The sequence below is a fragment of the Thalassotalea euphylliae genome, from assembly GCF_042682785.1.
GTDB lineage: Bacteria > Pseudomonadota > Gammaproteobacteria > Enterobacterales > Alteromonadaceae > Thalassotalea_F > Thalassotalea_F euphylliae.
Genome location: NZ_JBHUIB010000006.1, coordinates 1 through 20,663 on the forward strand (window position 1 = coordinate 1; position 20,663 = coordinate 20,663).

Consider the following 20,663-nt stretch of genomic DNA (forward strand, 5'->3'; position numbering starts at 1 on the left):
AGAGCCAGAGCGTGCGATTGACGGTGACTTCATCCTTCCGATTGAAGACGTATTCTCAATCCAAGGTCGTGGTACTGTTGTTACTGGTCGTGTAGAGCGCGGTATCATCACAGTAGGTGACGAAGTAGAAATCGTAGGTATCAAAGAAACTACTTCTACTACATGTACTGGTGTAGAAATGTTCCGTAAGCTTCTAGACGAAGGTCGTGCTGGTGAGAACTGTGGTGTTCTTTTACGTGGTACTAAGCGTGAAGAAGTACAACGTGGTCAAGTACTATGTAAGCCTGGTTCAATCAACCCACACACGAAGTTCGAATCAGAAGTATACGTACTAACTAAAGATGAAGGTGGTCGTCACACGCCATTCTTCAAAGGCTACCGTCCACAGTTCTACTTCCGTACAACTGACATCACTGGTGCAGTAGAGTTACCAGAAGGTGTAGAAATGGTAATGCCAGGCGACAACTTGAAGTTTGTTGTTGAGCTAATCAACCCAATCGCGATGGACGAAGGTTTACGCTTCGCTATCCGTGAAGGTGGCCGCACAGTAGGTGCTGGTGTTGTATCTAAAATCATCGAATAATATCGATAGATTCTAGAATACAAACAACGAAAAAGGTCGCATTTGCGGCCTTTTTTGTTTTTATAATGTCTTGAATGAGTCATGAGTACGTTCTGTTATGTCGTTATTACATTTCCTGGAAGAAAAGCACTTTGGTCGCTTAATTGAGCAAAAAGTATTGCAGCTTGCTAGCAAAGATAAAGCGTTTGCCTATCAGTGGTTTGTCCATGCACTTCGCAGCGAAGTGAGTGAGCGTGAATTGATTTTGTGCTGTGCCTTTGCGCTGAAGTGGCAGGTGGTGACATTAGAGCAAGTTCAGATATTAGTTAACGGCATTTCGCTATCAAATGATGTTCAGATAGATGTGGAAACATCAGCGTTAGCTGAAGGTATTGGCGATATCGACAAACAGGTGTTGATTGATTTCACTAGTACCGTCGGAGCCATTATCAACTGGCAGGGTGACCAAGAGTGTTATGAGGACACCGCACAAACAGCAGAAACCAACTTACCTTTGGCATTATTCGAAAGAGTTAGACAGCAAATAGCGCCACAATTAAAAGATGTCACGTTGTTTGGTTCTGAAGGGGCAGGGAGTCAAGACCAGTCGATTCGCAATAACAGCCAATTTTTTACTCCTCTACCAAATAACTCGCTTGAGCTAGCTATTATGGAGCGCTTGACCGCGAATATGGTAGGTATGCCGATTGGGTTTGCCGAGCCACCGGTTGTACTGCGATATCTACCTGGTCAATATTATCACTGGCATTACGATCATATTTATCCTCACAATCAAGAAATAGAAAACCAAATCCAGCAATTTGGACAACGTGTTAAAACCGGAATCTTAAACCTGAACGACGATTTCGAAGGCGGAGAAACCGAGTTTAAGTTGGCAAAGCTTTCTCTCAAGGCCAAAACGGGCCAAATTATTACCTTCGATAATGCCGATGCGGACGGTAATCGTTTAGTGAAAAGTATTCATCGAGGCGCGGAAGTTAAGTCAGGAGAAAAGTGGATAATGACACTCTGGTTTCGCGATAAACCGTTTTGGTTGAGGCAAGGGCTTTGGGGTGCTAGTGCTTCTGAATGACTCGTTTCGGCGCCATATAAAGTAGCTGAAGTGTATGCTTATGACACTTTTGTTACAACTTGAATATGTTATTTTACGTACAATTCCTATACTATGTCCGGAAGATGTAAAAGAGGTGTTTAACTCATGAGCAAAAAAGAAGTTAATCAAATTGAAGAGCAAGCGCAGTCAACAGCGGAAGAATCTCGTCGCTCTTTTATCAAAAAATACGGAAAATTAGCAGCTATTACCCCTATTGCTGCTTCAACATTAATGAGCCCTTCAACATCAGCTGCGCCTAAGTCGTGTAAAAAGAATGGTAATTTTGGCTGTTAAGTGGCTGTTTAAACTGATTTATAACCGACGTTAAAGTCGGTTTTTTGTTTTATGGCAATAGAAAAACTACGCCTCAATAGCAAACACCTTATCGCCTACCTTGAGGGTAGCGAAGGTTTATTGTTCGATACGTCAAGACAGTCACTACAGTTTCTTAATACCTCTGCTCTCGCACATCTTTTCTCATTAGATGAGCTTTCAAGTGCAGCATCAATTGATAGCTATCTGTCTAAATATGACCCTACAGACCCATCTTTAATACAGTTGTCGGGTTGGTTAGAGCCCGGTATCCCGGATGGCGACTACATAAATAAGATGTATCCCGAGCTAACTGCCGGCACTTTTAGTGGATATGGCGAAAGTGTCCAGTCTACGGCTAATAGCCTTTCTTATTTAACGGTTAAGGTTGCTAATACGATAACGAGAATTGGTTTGCCTGCTGGTGCTCGCTTTGATTCATGCCTTAAGCTTTTTGCGCCAATAGCCACTGAGGAAAACGACCCACACTTTTACTTCCAGTGTGATAAAGAAGAGGACGAATACTCGCTAACTGTCAATGGCCATCAAGTATTGCGTGATCTTACCGAGATGCAATTGTTACCTGAGATCATTGATCGCTTGCAGATACTCGCATATCAGCGAGAAGGCTTTTCTTTTTGTTTTCACGGTGCTGCTTTTTCCTATAAGCAAAAAGAAGTTTTGCTACCTGGCGTTTCTGGTGCAGGAAAATCGACATTGAGTATGGCGCTAAGTGAATATGCTGATGATTTTTACTCTGATGAGTTTATTGTTTTTGAAGGTGACTTCGGTATAAAGAAGCTTGAGCTGCCAATCGCCTTAAAACCCGGAAGCTGGGGGCTGATAGATGAAGCACTAAATGGTGATAAATCAACACGGATATGGGAAAGACTTGATGGCAGACACGTGAAATATATCTGGCCAGACACTAAAAAATGTTTTTATCACTCATCCATTCAAAGCGCAGAGGGCAGAGAAACGCGTTTAATAATGGCATTTCCACAATACACAGTAGGAGCAAACTCTAACAAACGATCATTAACGGTGATTGAAACGTTACAGAAGCTTGTAGAAGGAGGTTACCAAGTGGGCACAGAGTTAAGCGAAACTATAGTTGATGAGCTATTAACGCTTTTAGTTAACGCTGGAAAGTATGAGCTTAATTATGGTTCTACAGGGGATGCTGTCAGACTACTTGATGAGATAGGGTAATCTGTTGAACTATCTCTTAGACCAAACCTTTTACCAACTTGCCGACTGTTTATCTGGCAGATTGTCGTCAGAAGACATGCTTTCGTTGTTTAAGGTGGAAGATACTTACCTAGGTATTATTGAGCTAGCCAATCAGTATTGGTTGACTGGTCATTTAGTCTCTGCGTTAAGAACTGCCAATATTTTACATTGTCTCTCAGAGGAGGTATCAAGCTACCTTCAAGAGTTAGAGCAAGTCTACATCGAACGTGCGTATCAAATAGGGCAAGAACTTTCAGCGCTCAACGCTCATTTTAAGGCGCAGGACATAACAGCTATAGCCTTTAAAGGGGCCCATGCATTGCTGGCTGGAATTAGTCAACCTGCATCGATACGTTTTATGAAAGATATCGATCTTATTTTAGCGGTTGAACATCTGGAACAAGCGCAAAACGTACTAGTAAAAAGGGGATATGTTGCGGAGGAGGAGAGCGCAATAGTCGAAGATAGTCATCATCATGTCGCACCACTGCTGAATCCTGCGCAAACTTGTTTTGTTGAATTGCACCGAGCACCGCTAAGAGATATTGCCCACGCTATTTTGCCAGAGTCGCTCATCTGGAAAAATGCTGAGTTTATTGAAAATAACGATGGGCAAGTGTTGAATAATAATGCATGTGCTTTTAGAGGGTTAACACCTACTCATCAAGTTATTGTGTGTATTGCGCATAATGAGATTTCTGACAGAGCATATGACAGTTTGCATATTGATATGCAGCAAATAACCAATTTATATCTGCTTGTGAAGTCTTATGAACAAGAAATAGATTGGCATGAAGTAAGTACACGCTTTCAATTAGCGAACCGATTTTATGCGCTGGAGTTTTCGCTATTTGTATTAAAAGAACTCTTTAAAATAGACACACCAATTACACCCAAACAGTCGACTGAATTAAAGGGTAGGTTAGAGCGAGCTATAAAGCGCTATGTTGACGCAAAACCAGGCAGCCACTTTCTCCCTGCTGTAAGAGCACAATTGGCTATGTATGCTAAGCACAATATCAAAGCAAATTTTGGTGAAAATCATTCGCTTATTTTAGGTTGGGTTAAACAATTTGGTAGACACATCCTACAAGTTGCTAATCCAAGCTTGTTGAAGCGCTTTTTTGACGCTAATCGCTAAAAGCAGAGCAGAGATGATTTAACGCTTGAGTAAATCAATTGACTCAGTATAATAGCGGGCTCACTTCTAGAGTATCTCTTAATTTTCCCGAAACAAAACTAAGATTCACTCGCTAAGTGTAAGTAAATTTAGGGGTATAGTTCCAATTGGTAGAACAGCGGTCTCCAAAACCGACGGTTGGGAGTTCGAATCTCTCTACCCCTGCCAAATTCAGTACGAAAGTACGAAGCCTCTGCTTTAGGCAAAGGTGTAGTGGTCGATAAGACGGAAATTACAGGTCAAATTTATGAATGCAAGTACAGAAAACCAACAAACTGGTTCTCTTGATGGATTAAAGTGGGGCGTTGCGCTTCTACTATTAATTGGTGCTGTTGTTGCTAACTACATGTTCGCAGATCAATCAGTGCTTGTGCGCGCAATTGGCGTAGTGGCAGCAGTGATCATTGCAGGTTTAATTGCAATGCAAACTGAGAAAGGTCGCACAGCTGTTGCATTCGCAAAAGAATCTCGCACTGAAGTACGTAAGGTTGTATGGCCTACTCGTCAAGAAGCGGTACAAACAACGGGTATCGTTTTAGTAGCGACATTAATCATGTCATTACTATTGTGGGGTCTAGACTCAGTATTATTCTGGGTTGTTGGTTTTATTACTGGCTTACAGGTATAGATTATGTCTGACGAATCAATCACAGAGAACAAGCCTAAACTTCGCTGGTACGTGGTACAAGCGTTCTCAGGTTACGAAGCGCGTGTACAAAAAACATTGCTTGAGCACATTGAAATTCACGGCTTAGAAGACAAGTTCGGTCAAATTCTTGTACCAACTGAAGAAGTTGTAGAAATGCGCGCTGGCCAAAAGCGTAAATCTGCACGCAAATTCTTCCCTGGCTACGTATTAGTAGAAATGGCGATGGATGAAGAGGCATGGCACTTAGTGAAGTCAGTACCTCGTGTACTTGGTTTCATTGGTGGCACGACTGAGCGCCCAATGCCAATCACGCAAAAAGAAGCAGATCGTATTCTTCAACGTCTTGAAGAAACGGATGCACCTAAGCCGAAAACGTTATTTGAAGTGGGTGAAGTGGTTCGCGTTATTGACGGCCCATTTGCAGACTTCAACGGTGTTGTTGAAGAGTTAGATTATGAGAAAAACCGCATCAAGGTATCGGTTCTTATTTTCGGTCGCTCTACACCAGTTGATCTTGAATTCGGTCAAGTGGAGAAAGGTGCTTAATATTTAACACCCTTCCGCTAAAAAGATCTTGAAACGGCAGCGTTGATTAATTTATAATCCGCTGCCGTTTTTATTTGAGCGGGCGAAAGTTGGCTCAAAAACGGTGAATTTTTAAACCCACGGGGAGCTAACTCTGCGCTTTTTTAAGCAAAGAGTCGTGTTCGATAGAACTAGCGATAACACCCATAATGAAGGTAATTTAAAGATGGCTAAAAAAGTCCAAGCTTTAATCAAGCTACAAGTAGCTGCTGGTGCAGCTAACCCGTCACCACCAGTTGGTCCAGCTCTTGGTCAACACGGTGTTAACATCATGGAATTCTGTAAAGCGTTCAACGCAAAAACAGATTCTCTAGACAAAGGCGCTCCAGTTCCAGTAGTAATTACTGTATACAATGACCGTTCTTTCACGTTCGAAACTAAGACTCCACCTGCATCTTACTTACTTAAGAAAGCTGCTGGTATCAAGTCAGGTTCAGGTCGTCCTAACACTGAAAAAGTAGGTACTGTTACACGTGCTCAACTTGAAGAAATCGTTAAGATGAAAGAACCAGATCTTACAGCAGGCGACATGGACGCAGCTGTAAACACTATCGCGGGCTCTGCTCGTTCAATGGGCTTAGTGGTAGAGGGTTAATCGAATGGCTAAATTATCAAAGCGCGCTCGTCTTATCCGTGAAAAAGTAGACGTATTAAAAGATTACGAAATCAACGAAGCTATCTCTCTTCTTAAAGAACTTGCTACTGCTAAGTTCAACGAGAGTGTAGACGTTGCTGTAAACCTAGGCATCGATGCTCGTAAATCAGACCAAAACGTTCGTGGTGCAACTGTACTACCACACGGTACTGGTCGCACGGTTCGTGTTGCTGTATTCACTCAAGGTGCAAATGCAGAGAAAGCGAAAGAAGCAGGTGCTGATGTTGTAGGTATGGAAGACCTTGCTGAGCAAGTAAAAGCTGGCAACATGGACTTCGACGTTGTAGTTGCAACTCCAGATGCAATGCGCGTAGTTGGCCAATTAGGTCAAATCTTAGGTCCACGTGGCCTTATGCCTAACCCGAAAGTTGGTACTGTAACTCCTGACGTAGTTGGCGCTGTTAACAACGCTAAAGCTGGTCAAATCCGTTACCGTAACGACAAGAACGGTATCATCCATACTACAATCGGTAAGGTTGATTTCGAAGACGCTAAGTTACAAGAGAACTTAGAAGCATTGTTGGAAGCGCTTAAGAAAGCTAAGCCAGCAAACGCTAAAGGTCAATTCATCAAGAAAATTTCAGTATCTACTACAATGGGTGCTGGTGTTTCAGTTGAACAAGGTTCACTGAACTTCTAATCTTCTTGAGTTGAAGCTTTACAGGGGCTAATTATTGAACTATAATTCGGCCCCTTATTTTTGGTAGGAACTGTACGTTTTCATTTGAAAATTGCTGCAGTACCCGTCCAAGACCGTAGGTGGCTTTAATTGTTTTTACAATTAGAAGCCTTAATTAATGCCTGCGTAGATGGTGATTACCGTGAAATTTCCTTAAATTTCTGGTCCTCGCCGTAATGGCCTAAACGGGTTGGTGTATCCAATTGGTTTAGGGGATATAAATTACCGGTTTATCCGGTGAACCAGGAGTAAAAGCCGATGGCTATCAATCTTGATGATAAAAAAGCAATTGTTGCTGAAGTTCAAGAAGCTGCCACTGGCGCTCAATCAGCTGTTGTTGCCGATTCTCGCGGCGTAACAGTTGAAGCGATTACTGCATTGCGTAAGCAAGCACGTGAAAACGGTGTATGGATGAAAGTTGTTCGTAACACGTTAGCGCGTCGCGCAGTAGAAGGTACTCCATTCGAATGTTTGAAAGAATCATTCGTTGGTCCTTCACTAATCGCATTCTCAAGCGAGCACCCAGGTGCAGCTGCACGTATTTTCTCTGATTTCGCGAAAGAAAACGAAATCTTTGAACTTAAAACTGCAGCGTACGAAGGTGAAGTAGTTGATGTAGCAATGCTAGCTAAGCTACCTACATACGACGAAGCAATCGCACGTTTAATGAGCGCTATGAAAGAAGCATCTGCAGGCAAACTTGTTCGTACAATTGCAGCAGTTCGCGATCAGAAAGAGTCAGAAGCTGCGTAATTTTACATTACCAATACGCGGTTTTTGTTTTAATAGTTATATATCAAACAGTAATTTACTGTTTTAAACATAGGAAATTAAGTAATGTCTATTTCTAAAGACGATATCCTAAACGCAATTGCTGACATGTCAGTAATGGAAGTTGTTGAATTAGTTGAAGCAATGGAAGAGAAGTTCGGCGTATCTGCTGCAGCTGCTGTTGCTGTTGCTGGTGGCGATGCAGGCGGTGCTGCTGCTGAGCAAACTGAATTCGACGTAATCCTAGAAAGCTTCGGTGGCAACAAAGTTGCTGTAATCAAAGCTGTTCGTGGTGCAACTGGTCTTGGCCTTAAAGAAGCGAAAGAAGTTGTTGAATCAGCTCCTAAAGCGCTTAAAGAAGGTGTTGAAAAGGCTGAAGCTGAAGAGCTTAAAGCACAACTTGAAGAAGCAGGCGCAACTGTATCTATCAAGTAATCTGCCATTTGACAGATTAGCTGCCTAATTAGGCAATGGCTGGTGATTTAAACGTCACCGGCCTTTTTGCGCTAATAAATGCTATTTTTTTAAAACCCCACATAAAGTGGTTTTTTTTAAAAGCAAAACAGTGCAATATAGTAAGTTGGTCGTCCCTAAGGCCGCTTATTATAAGAAAAAAAATACGACTTAAGCCAAGTTGATTGAATATTCGCCACCGAGTGTTTAATCAACTTGGCATTTAATGTCAAAGCAAAAAGCCCGTCTTAGATTTTGTCGACAAATGTAAGACGGATTCGGTACAACCCAGCTAGCTGAGGAACCCCATGGTTTACTCTTACTCTGAGAAGAAACGAATTAGAAAGGACTTCGGTAAAAGTGCGCAAGTGATGGATTACCCATTCTTGCTGTCCATCCAACTCGAATCTTTTAGAAAGTTCATTGATATTGACCCTACTGGCGAAACAGGCTTAGAAGCTGCATTTCGTTCAATTTTCCCAATCAAAGCATATTCTGGCAGTTCAGAATTACAATACGTTAGCTACCGTTTAGGTGAGCCACTATTTGACGTTAAAGAATGTCAAATACGTGGTGTTACATACTCAGCGCCTCTTCGCGTTAAATTACGTCTAGTGATTTACGATAAAGAAGCAGCCGCGGGCACGGTAAAAGATATCAAAGAACAAGAAGTTTACATGGGCGAAATCCCATTAATGACTGAGAACGGTACGTTCGTTATTAATGGTACTGAGCGTGTAATCGTATCTCAATTGCACCGTTCACCTGGTGTGTTCTTCGATCACGACAAAGGTAAAACACACTCTTCTGGTAAGGTGTTATACAACGCTCGTGTTATTCCTTACCGTGGTTCTTGGTTAGACTTTGAGTTTGATCCGAAAGACAACTTATTCGTACGTATTGACCGTCGTCGTAAACTTCCTGCGTCGATTATCTTACGTGCATTAGATTTCTCTACTGAAGAAATCTTAGATTTGTTCTACGACACAACTGACTACGAAATCAAAGGCGACAAGTTAATTATGGAACTTGTGCCTGAGCGTTTACGTGGTGAAACAGCAACGTTTGACGTTAAACTGCCAAACGGTGATGTACTTGTAGAACAAGGCCGTCGTATTACAGCGCGTCATATCCGCACATTAAGCAAAGAAAATGTGACTGAGCTTGAAGTACCTGCTGAGTACATCACTGGTAAAGTACTGTCTAAAGCATACGTTGATGAGTCAACAGGTGAAGTGATTGCTGAAGCAAACGCTGAGCTATCGTTAGAACTTCTTGCTGAACTTAGCCAAGCGGGCCACAAGAAGATTTCTACACTTTACATGAACGAGTTCGATGTGGGCTCATACATGTCAGATACTGTTCGTGTAGATACAACAACTAACCGCTTAGAAGCATTAGTTGAAATTTACCGCATGATGCGTCCTGGTGAGCCACCAACGAAAGATGCGGCAGAAGGTTTGTTTGCAAACTTATTCTTCTCATTAGAGCGTTACGATCTATCAACTGTTGGTCGTATGAAGTTCAACCGTCGTGTTGGTCTTGAAGACTCTGTAGGTGATGGCACACTTTCAAACGACGACATTATTTCAGTAATGAAGACGTTGATTGCTATCCGTGACGGTAAAGGCGAAGTGGATGATATTGACCACTTAGGTAACCGTCGTATCCGTTCTGTCGGTGAAATGGCTGAAAACCAATTCCGCGTTGGTCTTGTACGTGTTGAACGTGCAGTGCGTGAGCGTTTATCACTTGGTGATTTAGATGCGGTTATGCCACAAGACTTGATTAACGCTAAGCCAATCTCGGCAGCGGTTAAAGAATTCTTTGGTTCATCACAACTTTCACAGTTCATGGATCAAAACAACCCGCTATCAGAAGTTACGCACAAGCGTCGTATTTCTGCATTAGGCCCAGGTGGTTTGACTCGTGAGCGTGCAGGCTTCGAAGTACGTGACGTTCATCCAACGCACTACGGTCGTGTTTGTCCTATCGAAACGCCGGAAGGTCCAAACATCGGTCTAATTAACTCATTATCATGTTACGCACGCACTAACGATTATGGTTTCCTAGAGACACCATACCGTAAGATTGTCGACGGCGTGTTGACTGATGACGTTGAATACTTATCGGCGATTGAAGAAGGTAACTTCGTTATCGCACAGGCAAATGCTGAAGTAGACGAAAAAGGTCGTCTAGTGAGCGACTTAGTACCGTGTCGTCACAAGAACGAATTTACGTTGATGTCTAAAGAATCAGTTCAGTTCATGGACGTTTCGCCACAACAAATCGTTTCAGTAGCTGCGTCGCTTATCCCGTTCCTAGAGCACGATGATGCTAACCGTGCATTGATGGGCTCGAACATGCAACGTCAAGCGGTACCAACATTGAAAGTGGACAAGCCACTTGTTGGTACGGGTATGGAGAAGATCGTAGCGGTCGACTCTGGTGTTACTGCGGTTGCTAAGCGTGGTGGTGTTGTAGATTACGTTGATGCGTCTCGTATTGTTGTAAAAGTTAACGAAGACGAGATGATTCCTGGTGAAGCAGGTATCGACATTTACAACCTGACTAAATACACACGTTCTAACCAGAACACATGTATTAACCAACGTCCTAACGTTCACATGGGCGATCCGGTTGTACGTGGTGATGTATTAGCTGACGGTCCTTCTACAGATATGGGTGAATTGGCTCTTGGTCAAAACATGCGTATCGCATTCATGCCTTGGAATGGTTACAACTTCGAGGATTCGATGTTGCTTTCTGAGCGTGTAGCACAAGAAGATCGCTTCACAACAATTCATATTCAAGAACTAAGCTGTATCGCTCGTGATACGAAGCTTGGTAGCGAAGAAATTACTTCAGATATCCCGAACGTTGGTGAATCAGCGTTAAGCAAGCTAGACGAGTCTGGTGTTGTTTACATCGGTGCTGAAGTGAAAGGTGGTGACATCCTTGTAGGTAAAGTAACGCCTAAAGGTGAAACACAATTAACACCTGAAGAAAAACTATTACGCGCTATTTTCGGTGAGAAAGCTGCTGACGTTAAAGACAGCTCACTACGTGTACCTAACTCTGTTTCAGGTACTATCATCGACGTTCAAATCTTCACTCGCGATGGTGTTGAGAAAGATAAGCGTGCGCTAGAAATTGAAGAAATGCAGCTTAAGCAAGTTAAGAAAGACTTAGGTGACGAGTTCTCAATTCTAGAAGATGGTATTTACGCTCGTGCGAAGAAACTTCTTCTTTCAGCTGGTCTAAACGAGTCTGACTTAAATAGCATGTCTCGCGATAAGTGGTTGGTTCAAAACTTGTCTGACGAAGGTCAACAGTCTGAGCTTGAGCAAATTGCTGAACAGTACGACACAATCAAAGCGGAATTCGATAAGAAATTCGAAACTAAGCGTCGTAAGATCACACAAGGTGATGATTTAGCGCCAGGCGTACTTAAGATTGTTAAGGTTTACTTAGCGGTTAAGCGTCGCATCCAGCCGGGTGACAAGATGGCTGGTCGTCACGGTAACAAGGGTGTTATTTCAAACGTTGTGCCTGTTGAAGATATGCCGTACGACGAAAATGGTGTACCAGTAGACATCGTGCTTAACCCACTAGGTGTACCGTCTCGTATGAACATCGGTCAGATCCTAGAAACTCACTTAGGTATGGCTGCTCGCGGTATCGGTGAGAAAATTGACCGTATGGTGAAAGCACAGCAGAAAGTTGAAAAACTACGTAGCTTCCTAAAAGAGGTTTATGCACTTGGTGAGTCTCGCCAAGAAGTGGATATTGATACTTTCTCTGATGATGAAGTGATGCGCCTAGCTGATAACCTACGTGCGGGTCTTCCAATCGCTACACCAGTATTTGATGGTGCAAGCGAGCGTGAAATTAAAGACTTATTCAAGCTTGCAGACATGCCTGAAAGTGGTCAGTTCAACTTAACTGATGGTCGTACTGGCCGTAAGTTTGAGCGTCCAGTAACAGTAGGTTACATGTACATGCTGAAACTGAACCACTTAGTAGACGACAAAATGCATGCGCGTTCTACAGGTTCTTACTCACTTGTTACTCAGCAACCACTTGGTGGTAAAGCTCAGTTCGGTGGTCAGCGTTTCGGTGAGATGGAAGTATGGGCACTTGAAGCATACGGTGCTGCTTATACCCTACAAGAAATGCTTACGGTTAAATCGGATGATGTTAACGGTCGTACTAAGATGTACAAGAACCTTGTTGACGGCGATCACCGTATGGAACCAGGTATGCCTGAGTCATTCAATGTATTACTTAAAGAGATCCGTTCTCTAGGTATCAACATTGAATTGGACGCAGAGTAACTGGTCAAGAGCTAGACAAGCGCTGACGTAGCAGACGTCAGCACACGAGGAGGGGACAATGTCCCCTCTAAAAAGGTTAACTCCGACAGGAGATAGAGTGTGAAAGATTTACTTAAGTTTCTTAAGCAACAAAATCAAACTGAAGAATTCGATGGTATCCGCATCGGATTAGCGTCACCTGACTTGATTCGTTCTTGGTCATTTGGTGAAGTTAAAAAGCCTGAAACAATTAACTACCGTACGTTCAAGCCAGAGCGTGACGGTTTATTCTGTGCGCGTATTTTTGGCCCTGTAAAAGACTATGAATGTCTATGTGGTAAATACAAGCGCCTTAAGCACCGTGGTGTAATTTGTGAGAAGTGTGGTGTTGAAGTAACACTTACTAAAGTACGTCGTGAGCGTATGGGTCACATCGAACTGGCAAGCCCAGTTGCACACATTTGGTTCTTAAAATCATTACCTTCACGTATCGGTCTATTATTAGACATGACATTACGTGACATCGAGCGTGTTCTTTACTTCGAATCATATGTAGTAACTGAACCAGGTATGACGACGCTTGAGAAAAGCCAAATTCTTACTGAAGAAGAATACTTAGATGCACTTGAAGAGCATGGCGATGAGTTCGATGCGAAAATGGGTGCAGAAGCGGTATTAGCACTTCTTCAGCAAATCGATCTTGAAGGTGACATCGCGCAAATGCGTGAAGAGCTACCTGAGATTGGTTCAGAAACAAAACGTAAGAAAATCACTAAGCGTCTTAAGCTTATGGAAGCTTTCGCGCAATCTGGTAACAAGCCAGAGTGGATGATTATGTCGGTGCTTCCGATTCTTCCACCAGATCTTCGCCCACTAGTACCACTAGATGGCGGTCGTTTTGCGACATCTGATTTGAACGACCTATACCGTCGCGTAATTAACCGTAACAACCGTTTGAAGCGTCTTCTAGATTTAGTTGCACCAGATATTATTGTGCGCAACGAAAAACGTATGCTTCAAGAATCAGTTGATGCGTTATTAGATAATGGTCGTCGCGGTCGTGCGATTACTGGTTCTAACAAGCGTCCATTGAAATCACTTGCTGACATGATCAAAGGTAAGCAAGGTCGTTTCCGTCAAAACCTTCTTGGTAAGCGTGTTGACTACTCTGGCCGTTCTGTAATTACCGTTGGTCCAACGCTTCGTCTACACCAATGTGGTCTTCCAAAGAAAATGGCACTTGAGCTATTCAAGCCATTCATTTACGGCAAGTTAGAAGCACGTGGTTTAGCGACAACGATTAAAGCGGCTAAAAAATTAGTAGAGCGTGAAGGCGCAGAAGTATGGGATGTATTAGATGAAGTTATTCGTGAACACCCGGTTATGCTTAACCGTGCACCGACACTTCACAGACTTGGTATCCAAGCATTCGAACCTGTACTTATCGAAGGTAAAGCAATCCATTTACACCCGTTAGTTTGTGCGGCATATAACGCTGACTTCGATGGTGACCAAATGGCTGTTCACGTACCGTTAACGCTAGAAGCACAATTAGAAGCGCGTGCGTTGATGATGTCAACGAACAACGTGTTATCACCTGCTAACGGTGACCCAATCATCGTTCCTTCACAAGACGTTGTATTAGGTCTTTATTACTTAACACGTGAGCGTGTTAATGGTTTAGGTGAAGGTATGGTGTTCGCTTCAGCAGCTGAAGCTGAGAAAGCATACCGCACGGGTGTAGCAGAGCTACATGCTCGCGTTAAAGTACGTATCACAGAAACCGTACGTAACAATGACGGTGAGTTAGAAACGACTACTTCACTTCGCGATACAACGGTAGGTCGCTCAATCTTATGGCAAGTATGTCCAGAGGGTTTACCGTACAGCTTAATCGATCAGCCTTTAGGTAAGAAGCCGATTTCTCGCTTAATCAACCACGCGTACCGTAACTTAGGTCTTAAAGATACCGTTATCTTTGCTGACCACATCATGTACACAGGTTTCCACTACGCGATGGTAGCGGGTGCGTCTGTTGGTATCGATGACATGGTTATCCCAGATGAGAAGTACACAATCATCGACGGTGCTGAAGAAGAAGTTGCAGAAATTCAAGAGCAGTTCGACCAAGGTCTTGTAACTGCGGGTGAGAAATACAACAAAGTAATCGATATTTGGTCATCTGCTAACGAAAAAGTGTCGAAAGCGATGATGGACAACTTATCGAAAGAGACTGTTGAAAATCGTGACGGTGAGATGGAAGAGCAAGACTCATTCAACTCTATCTTCATGATGGCTGACTCTGGTGCTCGTGGTAGTGCTGCACAGATTCGTCAGCTAGCAGGTATGCGTGGTCTGATGGCTAAGCCAGATGGCTCAATCATCGAAACACCAATTACGGCTAACTTCCGTGAAGGTCTGAACGTACTTCAGTACTTCATCTCGACTCACGGTGCTCGTAAAGGTCTAGCGGATACGGCACTTAAGACAGCTAACTCGGGTTACTTAACACGTCGTCTTGTAGATGTTGCGCAAGATTTAGTTGTGACTGAGCACGACTGTGGTACTGAAGACGGTATCTTAATGACACCACTTATCGAAGGTGGTGACGTAGTTGAGCCATTACGCGAGCGTGTTCTTGGTCGTGTAGTTGCTGAAGACGTATTGATTCCGGGTACAGAAGACGTATTACTTTCACGTAACACACTAATCGATGAAAGATTATGTGACGTGTTAGAAGAGCACTCTGTAGACCAAGTTAAGGTTCGCTCAATCATTACATGTGCGACTGACTTTGGTATTTGTGCACACTGTTACGGTCGTGACCTAGCACGTGGCCACATGATCAACCAAGGTGAAGCAGTAGGTGTTGTTGCTGCTCAATCAATCGGTGAGCCAGGTACGCAGCTAACGATGCGTACGTTCCACATTGGTGGTGCGGCATCTCGTGCGTCAGCTGAAAACTCAGTACAGGTTAAAAACACAGGTACATTGAAGCTACAGAATGCTAAGTTCGTAAATAACTCAGACGGCCACGTTGTTATCACATCACGTTCATCTGAACTAACAGTTATTGATGAGCTAGGTCGTGAAAAAGAGCGCTATAAAGTACCTTACGGTGCGGTATTAGCCAAGCATGATGGTGACGCGATTGAAGCAGGCGAAACAGTTGCAAACTGGGATCCGCATACGCATCCAATCATCACTGAGGTAGCAGGTAAGATCAAATTTGTTGACCTAATTGAAGGTTTAACAATGACTCGTCAAACAGATGAGCTAACAGGTTTATCTAGCATCGTAATTACTGACCCAGGTCAACGTAGTTCTGCGGGTAAAGAAATGCGCCCAATGGTTAAACTAGTTGATGCTAAAGGGAATGATGTGATGATCGCGGGTACTGATATCCCTGCGCAATACTTCTTGCCAGGTAACGCAATTGTTAACCTGGAAGATGGTGCTGAAGTTGGTATCGGTGATGCGTTAGCACGTATCCCACAAGAGTCATCTAAGACTCGTGATATTACAGGTGGTCTACCACGTGTTGCTGACTTATTTGAAGCTCGTAAGCCAAAAGAGCCAGCTATCCTTGCAGAGAAGACAGGTATCATTGGTTTTGGTAAAGAAACCAAAGGTAAGCGTCGTTTATTGATCACTCAGAATGACGGTGAAGTATACGAAGAGATGATTCCGAAATGGCGTCAACTTAACGTGTTCGAGGGTGAATCAGTACTTAAAGGTGAAGTTATTGCCGACGGTCCTGAGTCTCCGCACGATATCTTACGCCTACGTGGTGTAGCTGATGTTGCAAACTACATCGTGAATGAAGTTCAAGACGTTTACCGTCTACAAGGTGTAAAAATTAACGATAAGCACATCGAAGTAATCGTTCGTCAGATGTTACGTAAAGCAGAAATCGTTGATGGCGGTGATACTGAGTTCCTGAAAGGTGAACAAGTAGAAGTTGCACGTGTACGTATTGCTAACCGTGAATTGGAAGCAGCTGGTAAGCAACCAGCTACTTACGAACTTCAGTTAATGGGTATTACGAAAGCTTCTCTTGCTACAGAGTCGTTCATTTCAGCGGCGTCGTTCCAAGAAACAACACGTGTACTTACTGAAGCAGCTGTAGCGGGTAAGAAAGACAGCTTACGTGGTCTGAAAGAAAACGTAATTGTTGGTCGATTAATCCCAGCGGGTACAGGTTACGCTTATCACCAAGACCGCATGCGTAAGCGCAATGCCGCGGTCGAAGATGAAGCAACAGTATCAGCTGATGAAGCAGCTCAAGCACTAACTGATGCATTAAATGCCGACTTAGATGCTGAGTCTAACGATCAGAATGATCCGGTATTATAAGCAATAGCTTTTGCTAAACATCAAAAAGGCTGCCCGTAATAAGGCGGCCTTTTTTAATGTCCAATCGCTATACAAAAAAACCAAAATTAGTCGTTTATTCCTTGTTCGATCCTAATTTGTCTTCGAAAAGGATCCTTTCTTCGTTTTTTCTTGACAGCTTAAAGCTTGACCATTAGAATTCTGCGACCTTTTAATCTGTGCCTAGTTGCGTGGTTTAGAAGGCAATTGATTTTTACACGTTTAAGAGAGTGTATAACTCACCATAACTGTGGTGCTTTATGCACAAAGTTTTAACTTAATCAGGAGCTATAATGGCAACTATTAACCAATTAGTACGTAAACCACGTACTAAGAAAGTTGCGAAGTCTAACGTTCCAGCGTTAGAAGCTTGTCCGCAACGCCGTGGTGTATGTACTCGTGTATATACTACTACACCTAAAAAACCTAACTCAGCACTTCGTAAAGTTGCTCGTGTTCGTTTAACTAACGGTTACGAAGTTACTTCTTACATCGGTGGTGAAGGTCACAACTTACAAGAGCATAGCGTTATCCTTATCCGTGGTGGTCGTGTTAAAGACTTACCTGGTGTACGTTACCACACTGTTCGTGGTGCACTTGACTGTTCAGGTGTTAACGATCGTAGACAAGGCCGTTCTAAGTACGGTGCTAAGCGCCCTAAATCTTAACGGTTCTCCGTCAAGTAAGGCCAAACTAACTTTTATTTATTAATTGTTTTGGGAATATCCTGAAGCTAATTCGGAGAATTTTAAAATGCCAAGAAGACGCGTAGTCGGTCAGCGTAAAATTTTACCTGATCCGAAGTTCGGAAATGAACTATTAGCAAAATTCATCAACATCCTTATGGTTGATGGCAAAAAAGCAGTTGCAGAAAAAATCGTATACGGTGCATTAGACATCTTAGCGGAAAAAAACAACGAGAAAGAACATCTAGACCTTTTCGAAGAAGCACTAGAAAACATCCGCCCAGCAGTGGAAGTTAAATCTCGTCGTGTTGGTGGTTCTACTTACCAAGTTCCAGTTGAAGTTCGTCCAGTACGTCGTAACGCTCTAGCCATGCGTTGGTTAGTTGAAGCTGCTCGTAAACGTGGTGAAAAATCAATGGCTCAGCGTCTTGCTAACGAAATGTTAGATGCAGCTGAGAACAAAGGTACTGCGGTTAAGAAACGTGAAGACGTTCACCGTATGGCCGAAGCGAACAAAGCGTTCGCACATTACCGCTGGTAATAAAGACGAGCGTAGTGACATGTTATTGTCACTACGCTTTTCTATACTAAAATTCAGCAAATACGGCTAATTTTCAAAAGTGTTTAACTGTTTGAGTACTTTTTAAAGTTAGTTTAAGACCGGTTTAAAGATAAGGTCTTAGAACAGAGGAAGAATTAGTGGCTCGTACAACACCTATTGAGCGTTACCGTAACATCGGTATTGCCGCTCACGTTGATGCAGGTAAAACGACAACAACAGAGCGTGTATTATTTTACACAGGTCTGTCTCACAAAATCGGTGAAGTGCACGATGGTGCAGCAACCATGGACTGGATGGAACAAGAGCAAGAGCGTGGTATCACGATCACGTCTGCTGCAACAACGTGTTTCTGGAAAGGCATGGAAGGTCAATTTGATGACCACCGTATCAATATTATCGACACCCCAGGTCACGTTGACTTTACTATTGAAGTAGAGCGTTCGTTGCGTGTGCTTGATGGTGCTGTTCTTGTTCTATGTGGTTCAAGTGGTGTTCAGCCACAAACGGAAACCGTATGGCGCCAAATGGAAAAGTATGCGGTTCCACGCATGGTTTTCGTGAACAAAATGGACCGCATGGGCGCAGACTACCTTAACGTTGTAAGCCAGGTAAAAGATCGCTTAGGCGCGAACGCTGTTCCTATCCAGTTAGCTATCGGTAGTGAAGAAGATTTCACTGGTGTTGTAGACCTTGTAAAAATGAAGGCAATCAACTGGAATGACGCTGACCAAGGGATGACATTCACATATGAAGACATCCCTGCTGACATGGTTGAATTAGCTGAAGAATGGCATGAAAACCTTGTTTCTGAAGCTGCGGAAGCAAATGATGACTTAATGGAAAAGTACCTTGAAGAAGGTGAGCTATCAGAAGAAGACATCAAAGCGGCATTACGTCAGCGTACGCTAGCCAATGAAATAGTGTTAACTACCTGTGGTTCTGCATTCAAGAACAAAGGTGTACAAGCAGTACTAGATGCTGTTGTTGAATATTTACCTGCGCCAACAGAAGTTGAAGCGATTAAAGGTATTAATGAAGACGAATCTGAAGGAAAACGTGAAGCAGATGACAATGCGCCATTTGCAGCACTAGCATTCAAAATCGCTACAGACCCATTCGTCGGCACGTTAACTTTCTTCCGTACCTATTCAGGTGTTGTTCAAACGGGTGATAGTGTTTATAACCCGGTTAAAGGTAAAAAAGAGCGCTTTGGACGTATTGTGCAAATGCACTCGAACAACCGAGAAGAAATCAAAGAAGTACGAGCGGGTGACATTGCTGCGGCAATCGGCCTTAAAGATGTCACAACCGGTGACACCTTATGTGATCCAAATAATGTGATTACGTTAGAGCGTATGGAATTTCCAGAGCCGGTAATCTCTGTTGCAGTGGAGCCGAAAACTAAGGCTGACCAAGAAAAAATGGGTATTGCGTTAGGTAAACTAGCTGCAGAAGACCCATCTTTCCGTGTAGAAACTGATGAAGAGTCAGGCCAAACCATTATCTCAGGTATGGGTGAACTACACTTAGACATTATCGTCGACCGTATGATGCGTGAATTCAAGGTTGATTGTAATGTAGGTAAGCCACAAGTTGCTTACCGCGAGTCGATTCGCAAAGCGGTTGAAGCCGAAGGCAAGTTCGTTCGCCAATCAGGTGGTCGCGGTCAGTTCGGTCACGTTTGGCTTAAAATTGAGCCAATTGAAGGCGATGGCTTCGAATTCGTTAATGAAATTGTTGGCGGTGTAGTACCAAAAGAGTACATCCCAGCAGTTGAGAAAGGTTGTAAAGAGCAAATGGAAGCAGGTGTATTAGCTGGCTATCCGTTGCTTGGCGTTAAAGTCACACTTTACGATGGTTCTTACCATGATGTTGACTCTAACGAAATGGCGTTCAAAATCGCGGCGTCTATGGGCTTTAAGAAGGGTACGTTAGAAGCTAACCCTGCACTTCTTGAACCAATGATGCAAGTTGAAGTAACAACGCCTGAAGAGAACATGGGTGATGTGGTAGGTGACTTAAACCGTCGCCGCGGCATGATCGATGGGATGGACGAAGGCCCAGCTGGCATGAAGTTAGTTAACGCACTAGTGCCTTTAGCTGAGATGTTTGGCTACGCGACTGATTTGCGTAGTGCAACGCAAGGTCGCGCATCTTACTCAATGGAGTTTTCGAAGTACGCGGAAGCACCAAAAGCAGTAGCTGACTCAGTTATTGAATCCCGAGGAGGTTAACCTATTTTATAGGGTTAATCTTCTTGTGCTAAGCGATAGTGCACAAGGCACTGGCATTGTTTTGACAAGAGAAATACGTTTCTCTAAAATACGTGCCTTGCTGCTCAGTGGTCAACAATCGCTCAGTGCTAAAAATTAAATTTAATTGTTAATCTTTAAGGTACATTTAAAATGGCTAAAGAAAAATTTGAACGTTCGAAACCGCACGTTAACGTTGGTACTATCGGTCACGTTGACCACGGTAAAACTACTTTAACAGCTGCTATCTCAGCAGTATTAACTAAGCACTACGGTGGTG

At 43.2% G+C, this 20,663-nt stretch carries 17 protein-coding genes and 1 tRNA gene; all 18 read left to right on the forward strand.

Features of this window, described 5'->3' with window-relative positions; translation table 11 throughout:
- Window positions 1-583, forward strand: a 583-nt coding sequence (locus ACFSJY_RS13545) for an EF-Tu C-terminal domain-related protein (RefSeq protein WP_386035197.1), incomplete at its 5' end; no start/stop codon positions are given.
- A 97-nt stretch (window positions 584-680) separates the two neighbouring features.
- On the forward strand, window positions 681-1,655 hold the full coding sequence (locus ACFSJY_RS13550) for a prolyl hydroxylase family protein (RefSeq protein WP_386035199.1): 975 nt from the start codon (window positions 681-683) through the stop codon (window positions 1,653-1,655).
- 126 nt (window positions 1,656-1,781) lie between these two features.
- Complete coding sequence (locus tag ACFSJY_RS13555; RefSeq protein WP_386035201.1) at window positions 1,782-1,970, forward strand: hypothetical protein; 189 nt, start codon at window positions 1,782-1,784, stop codon at window positions 1,968-1,970.
- A gap of 51 nt (window positions 1,971-2,021) precedes the next feature.
- Entirely contained in the window at window positions 2,022-3,200 is a 1,179-nt protein-coding gene (locus ACFSJY_RS13560) for a hypothetical protein (protein WP_386035203.1), read from the forward strand.
- A 4-nt stretch (window positions 3,201-3,204) separates the two neighbouring features.
- Window positions 3,205-4,362, forward strand: coding sequence for a nucleotidyltransferase family protein (locus ACFSJY_RS13565; RefSeq protein ID WP_386035205.1), 1,158 nt, complete (start codon window positions 3,205-3,207; stop codon window positions 4,360-4,362).
- A 130-nt stretch (window positions 4,363-4,492) separates the two neighbouring features.
- Window positions 4,493-4,569: transfer RNA gene (locus ACFSJY_RS13570), tRNA-Trp, on the forward strand.
- A gap of 79 nt (window positions 4,570-4,648) precedes the next feature.
- Window positions 4,649-5,029: a preprotein translocase subunit SecE gene (secE, locus tag ACFSJY_RS13575; protein WP_386035207.1), complete on the forward strand. Its 381-nt coding sequence runs from the start codon at window positions 4,649-4,651 to the stop codon at window positions 5,027-5,029.
- Window positions 5,030-5,032: 3 nt separating this feature from the next.
- A complete protein-coding gene (gene nusG, locus ACFSJY_RS13580) occupies window positions 5,033-5,596 on the forward strand; it encodes a transcription termination/antitermination protein NusG (RefSeq protein ID WP_386035209.1) in 564 nt (187 codons plus the stop codon).
- A gap of 205 nt (window positions 5,597-5,801) precedes the next feature.
- A complete protein-coding gene (rplK, locus tag ACFSJY_RS13585; protein WP_386035211.1) occupies window positions 5,802-6,230 on the forward strand; it encodes a 50S ribosomal protein L11 in 429 nt (142 codons plus the stop codon).
- 4 nt (window positions 6,231-6,234) lie between these two features.
- The gene (gene rplA, locus ACFSJY_RS13590; RefSeq protein WP_386035213.1) at window positions 6,235-6,930 is read left to right on the forward strand and encodes a 50S ribosomal protein L1; all 696 of its coding nucleotides are present in this window, start codon (window positions 6,235-6,237) and stop codon (window positions 6,928-6,930) included.
- Between the two features lie 297 nt (window positions 6,931-7,227).
- Entirely contained in the window at window positions 7,228-7,722 is a 495-nt protein-coding gene (rplJ, locus tag ACFSJY_RS13595) for a 50S ribosomal protein L10 (protein WP_386035215.1), read from the forward strand.
- An 84-nt stretch (window positions 7,723-7,806) separates the two neighbouring features.
- A complete protein-coding gene (rplL, locus tag ACFSJY_RS13600) occupies window positions 7,807-8,175 on the forward strand; it encodes a 50S ribosomal protein L7/L12 (protein ID WP_386035216.1) in 369 nt (122 codons plus the stop codon).
- A 326-nt stretch (window positions 8,176-8,501) separates the two neighbouring features.
- Window positions 8,502-12,530, forward strand: a complete 4,029-nt coding sequence (rpoB, locus tag ACFSJY_RS13605; protein WP_386035218.1) for a DNA-directed RNA polymerase subunit beta — start codon at window positions 8,502-8,504, stop codon at window positions 12,528-12,530.
- A 99-nt stretch (window positions 12,531-12,629) separates the two neighbouring features.
- Complete coding sequence (gene rpoC, locus ACFSJY_RS13610) at window positions 12,630-16,865, forward strand: DNA-directed RNA polymerase subunit beta' (RefSeq protein WP_386035220.1); 4,236 nt, start codon at window positions 12,630-12,632, stop codon at window positions 16,863-16,865.
- Window positions 16,866-17,176: 311 nt separating this feature from the next.
- Window positions 17,177-17,551 carry a 30S ribosomal protein S12 gene (rpsL, locus tag ACFSJY_RS13615; protein ID WP_386035222.1) on the forward strand — a complete coding sequence of 125 codons (375 nt, stop codon included), beginning with the start codon at window positions 17,177-17,179 and terminating at the stop codon, window positions 17,549-17,551.
- 85 nt (window positions 17,552-17,636) lie between these two features.
- Window positions 17,637-18,110 carry a 30S ribosomal protein S7 gene (rpsG, locus tag ACFSJY_RS13620; RefSeq protein ID WP_386035224.1) on the forward strand — a complete coding sequence of 158 codons (474 nt, stop codon included), beginning with the start codon at window positions 17,637-17,639 and terminating at the stop codon, window positions 18,108-18,110.
- A 158-nt stretch (window positions 18,111-18,268) separates the two neighbouring features.
- Window positions 18,269-20,365: an elongation factor G gene (gene fusA, locus ACFSJY_RS13625; protein ID WP_386035226.1), complete on the forward strand. Its 2,097-nt coding sequence runs from the start codon at window positions 18,269-18,271 to the stop codon at window positions 20,363-20,365.
- 171 nt (window positions 20,366-20,536) lie between these two features.
- A partial coding sequence (locus ACFSJY_RS13630; protein WP_386035195.1) for a GTP-binding protein occupies window positions 20,537-20,663 on the forward strand: 127 nt, incomplete at its 3' end.

Bases quoted from the DNA above. Each gene is read 5' to 3' on its own strand.
- secE (WP_386035207.1), top strand. From the start codon at position 4,649: ATGAATGCAAGTACAGAAAACCAACAAACTGGTTCTCTTGATGGATTA.
- ACFSJY_RS13560 (WP_386035203.1), top strand. From the start codon at position 2,022: ATGGCAATAGAAAAACTACGCCTCAATAGCAAACACCTTATCGCCTAC.
- rplK (WP_386035211.1), top strand. From the start codon at position 5,802: ATGGCTAAAAAAGTCCAAGCTTTAATCAAGCTACAAGTAGCTGCTGGT.
- ACFSJY_RS13550 (WP_386035199.1), top strand. From the start codon at position 681: ATGTCGTTATTACATTTCCTGGAAGAAAAGCACTTTGGTCGCTTAATT.
- rplL (WP_386035216.1), top strand. From the start codon at position 7,807: ATGTCTATTTCTAAAGACGATATCCTAAACGCAATTGCTGACATGTCA.
- rplJ (WP_386035215.1), top strand. From the start codon at position 7,228: ATGGCTATCAATCTTGATGATAAAAAAGCAATTGTTGCTGAAGTTCAA.
- rpoB (WP_386035218.1), top strand. From the start codon at position 8,502: ATGGTTTACTCTTACTCTGAGAAGAAACGAATTAGAAAGGACTTCGGT.
- rpsG (WP_386035224.1), top strand. From the start codon at position 17,637: ATGCCAAGAAGACGCGTAGTCGGTCAGCGTAAAATTTTACCTGATCCG.
- rpsL (WP_386035222.1), top strand. From the start codon at position 17,177: ATGGCAACTATTAACCAATTAGTACGTAAACCACGTACTAAGAAAGTT.
- ACFSJY_RS13555 (WP_386035201.1), top strand. From the start codon at position 1,782: ATGAGCAAAAAAGAAGTTAATCAAATTGAAGAGCAAGCGCAGTCAACA.
- rplA (WP_386035213.1), top strand. From the start codon at position 6,235: ATGGCTAAATTATCAAAGCGCGCTCGTCTTATCCGTGAAAAAGTAGAC.
- nusG (WP_386035209.1), top strand. From the start codon at position 5,033: ATGTCTGACGAATCAATCACAGAGAACAAGCCTAAACTTCGCTGGTAC.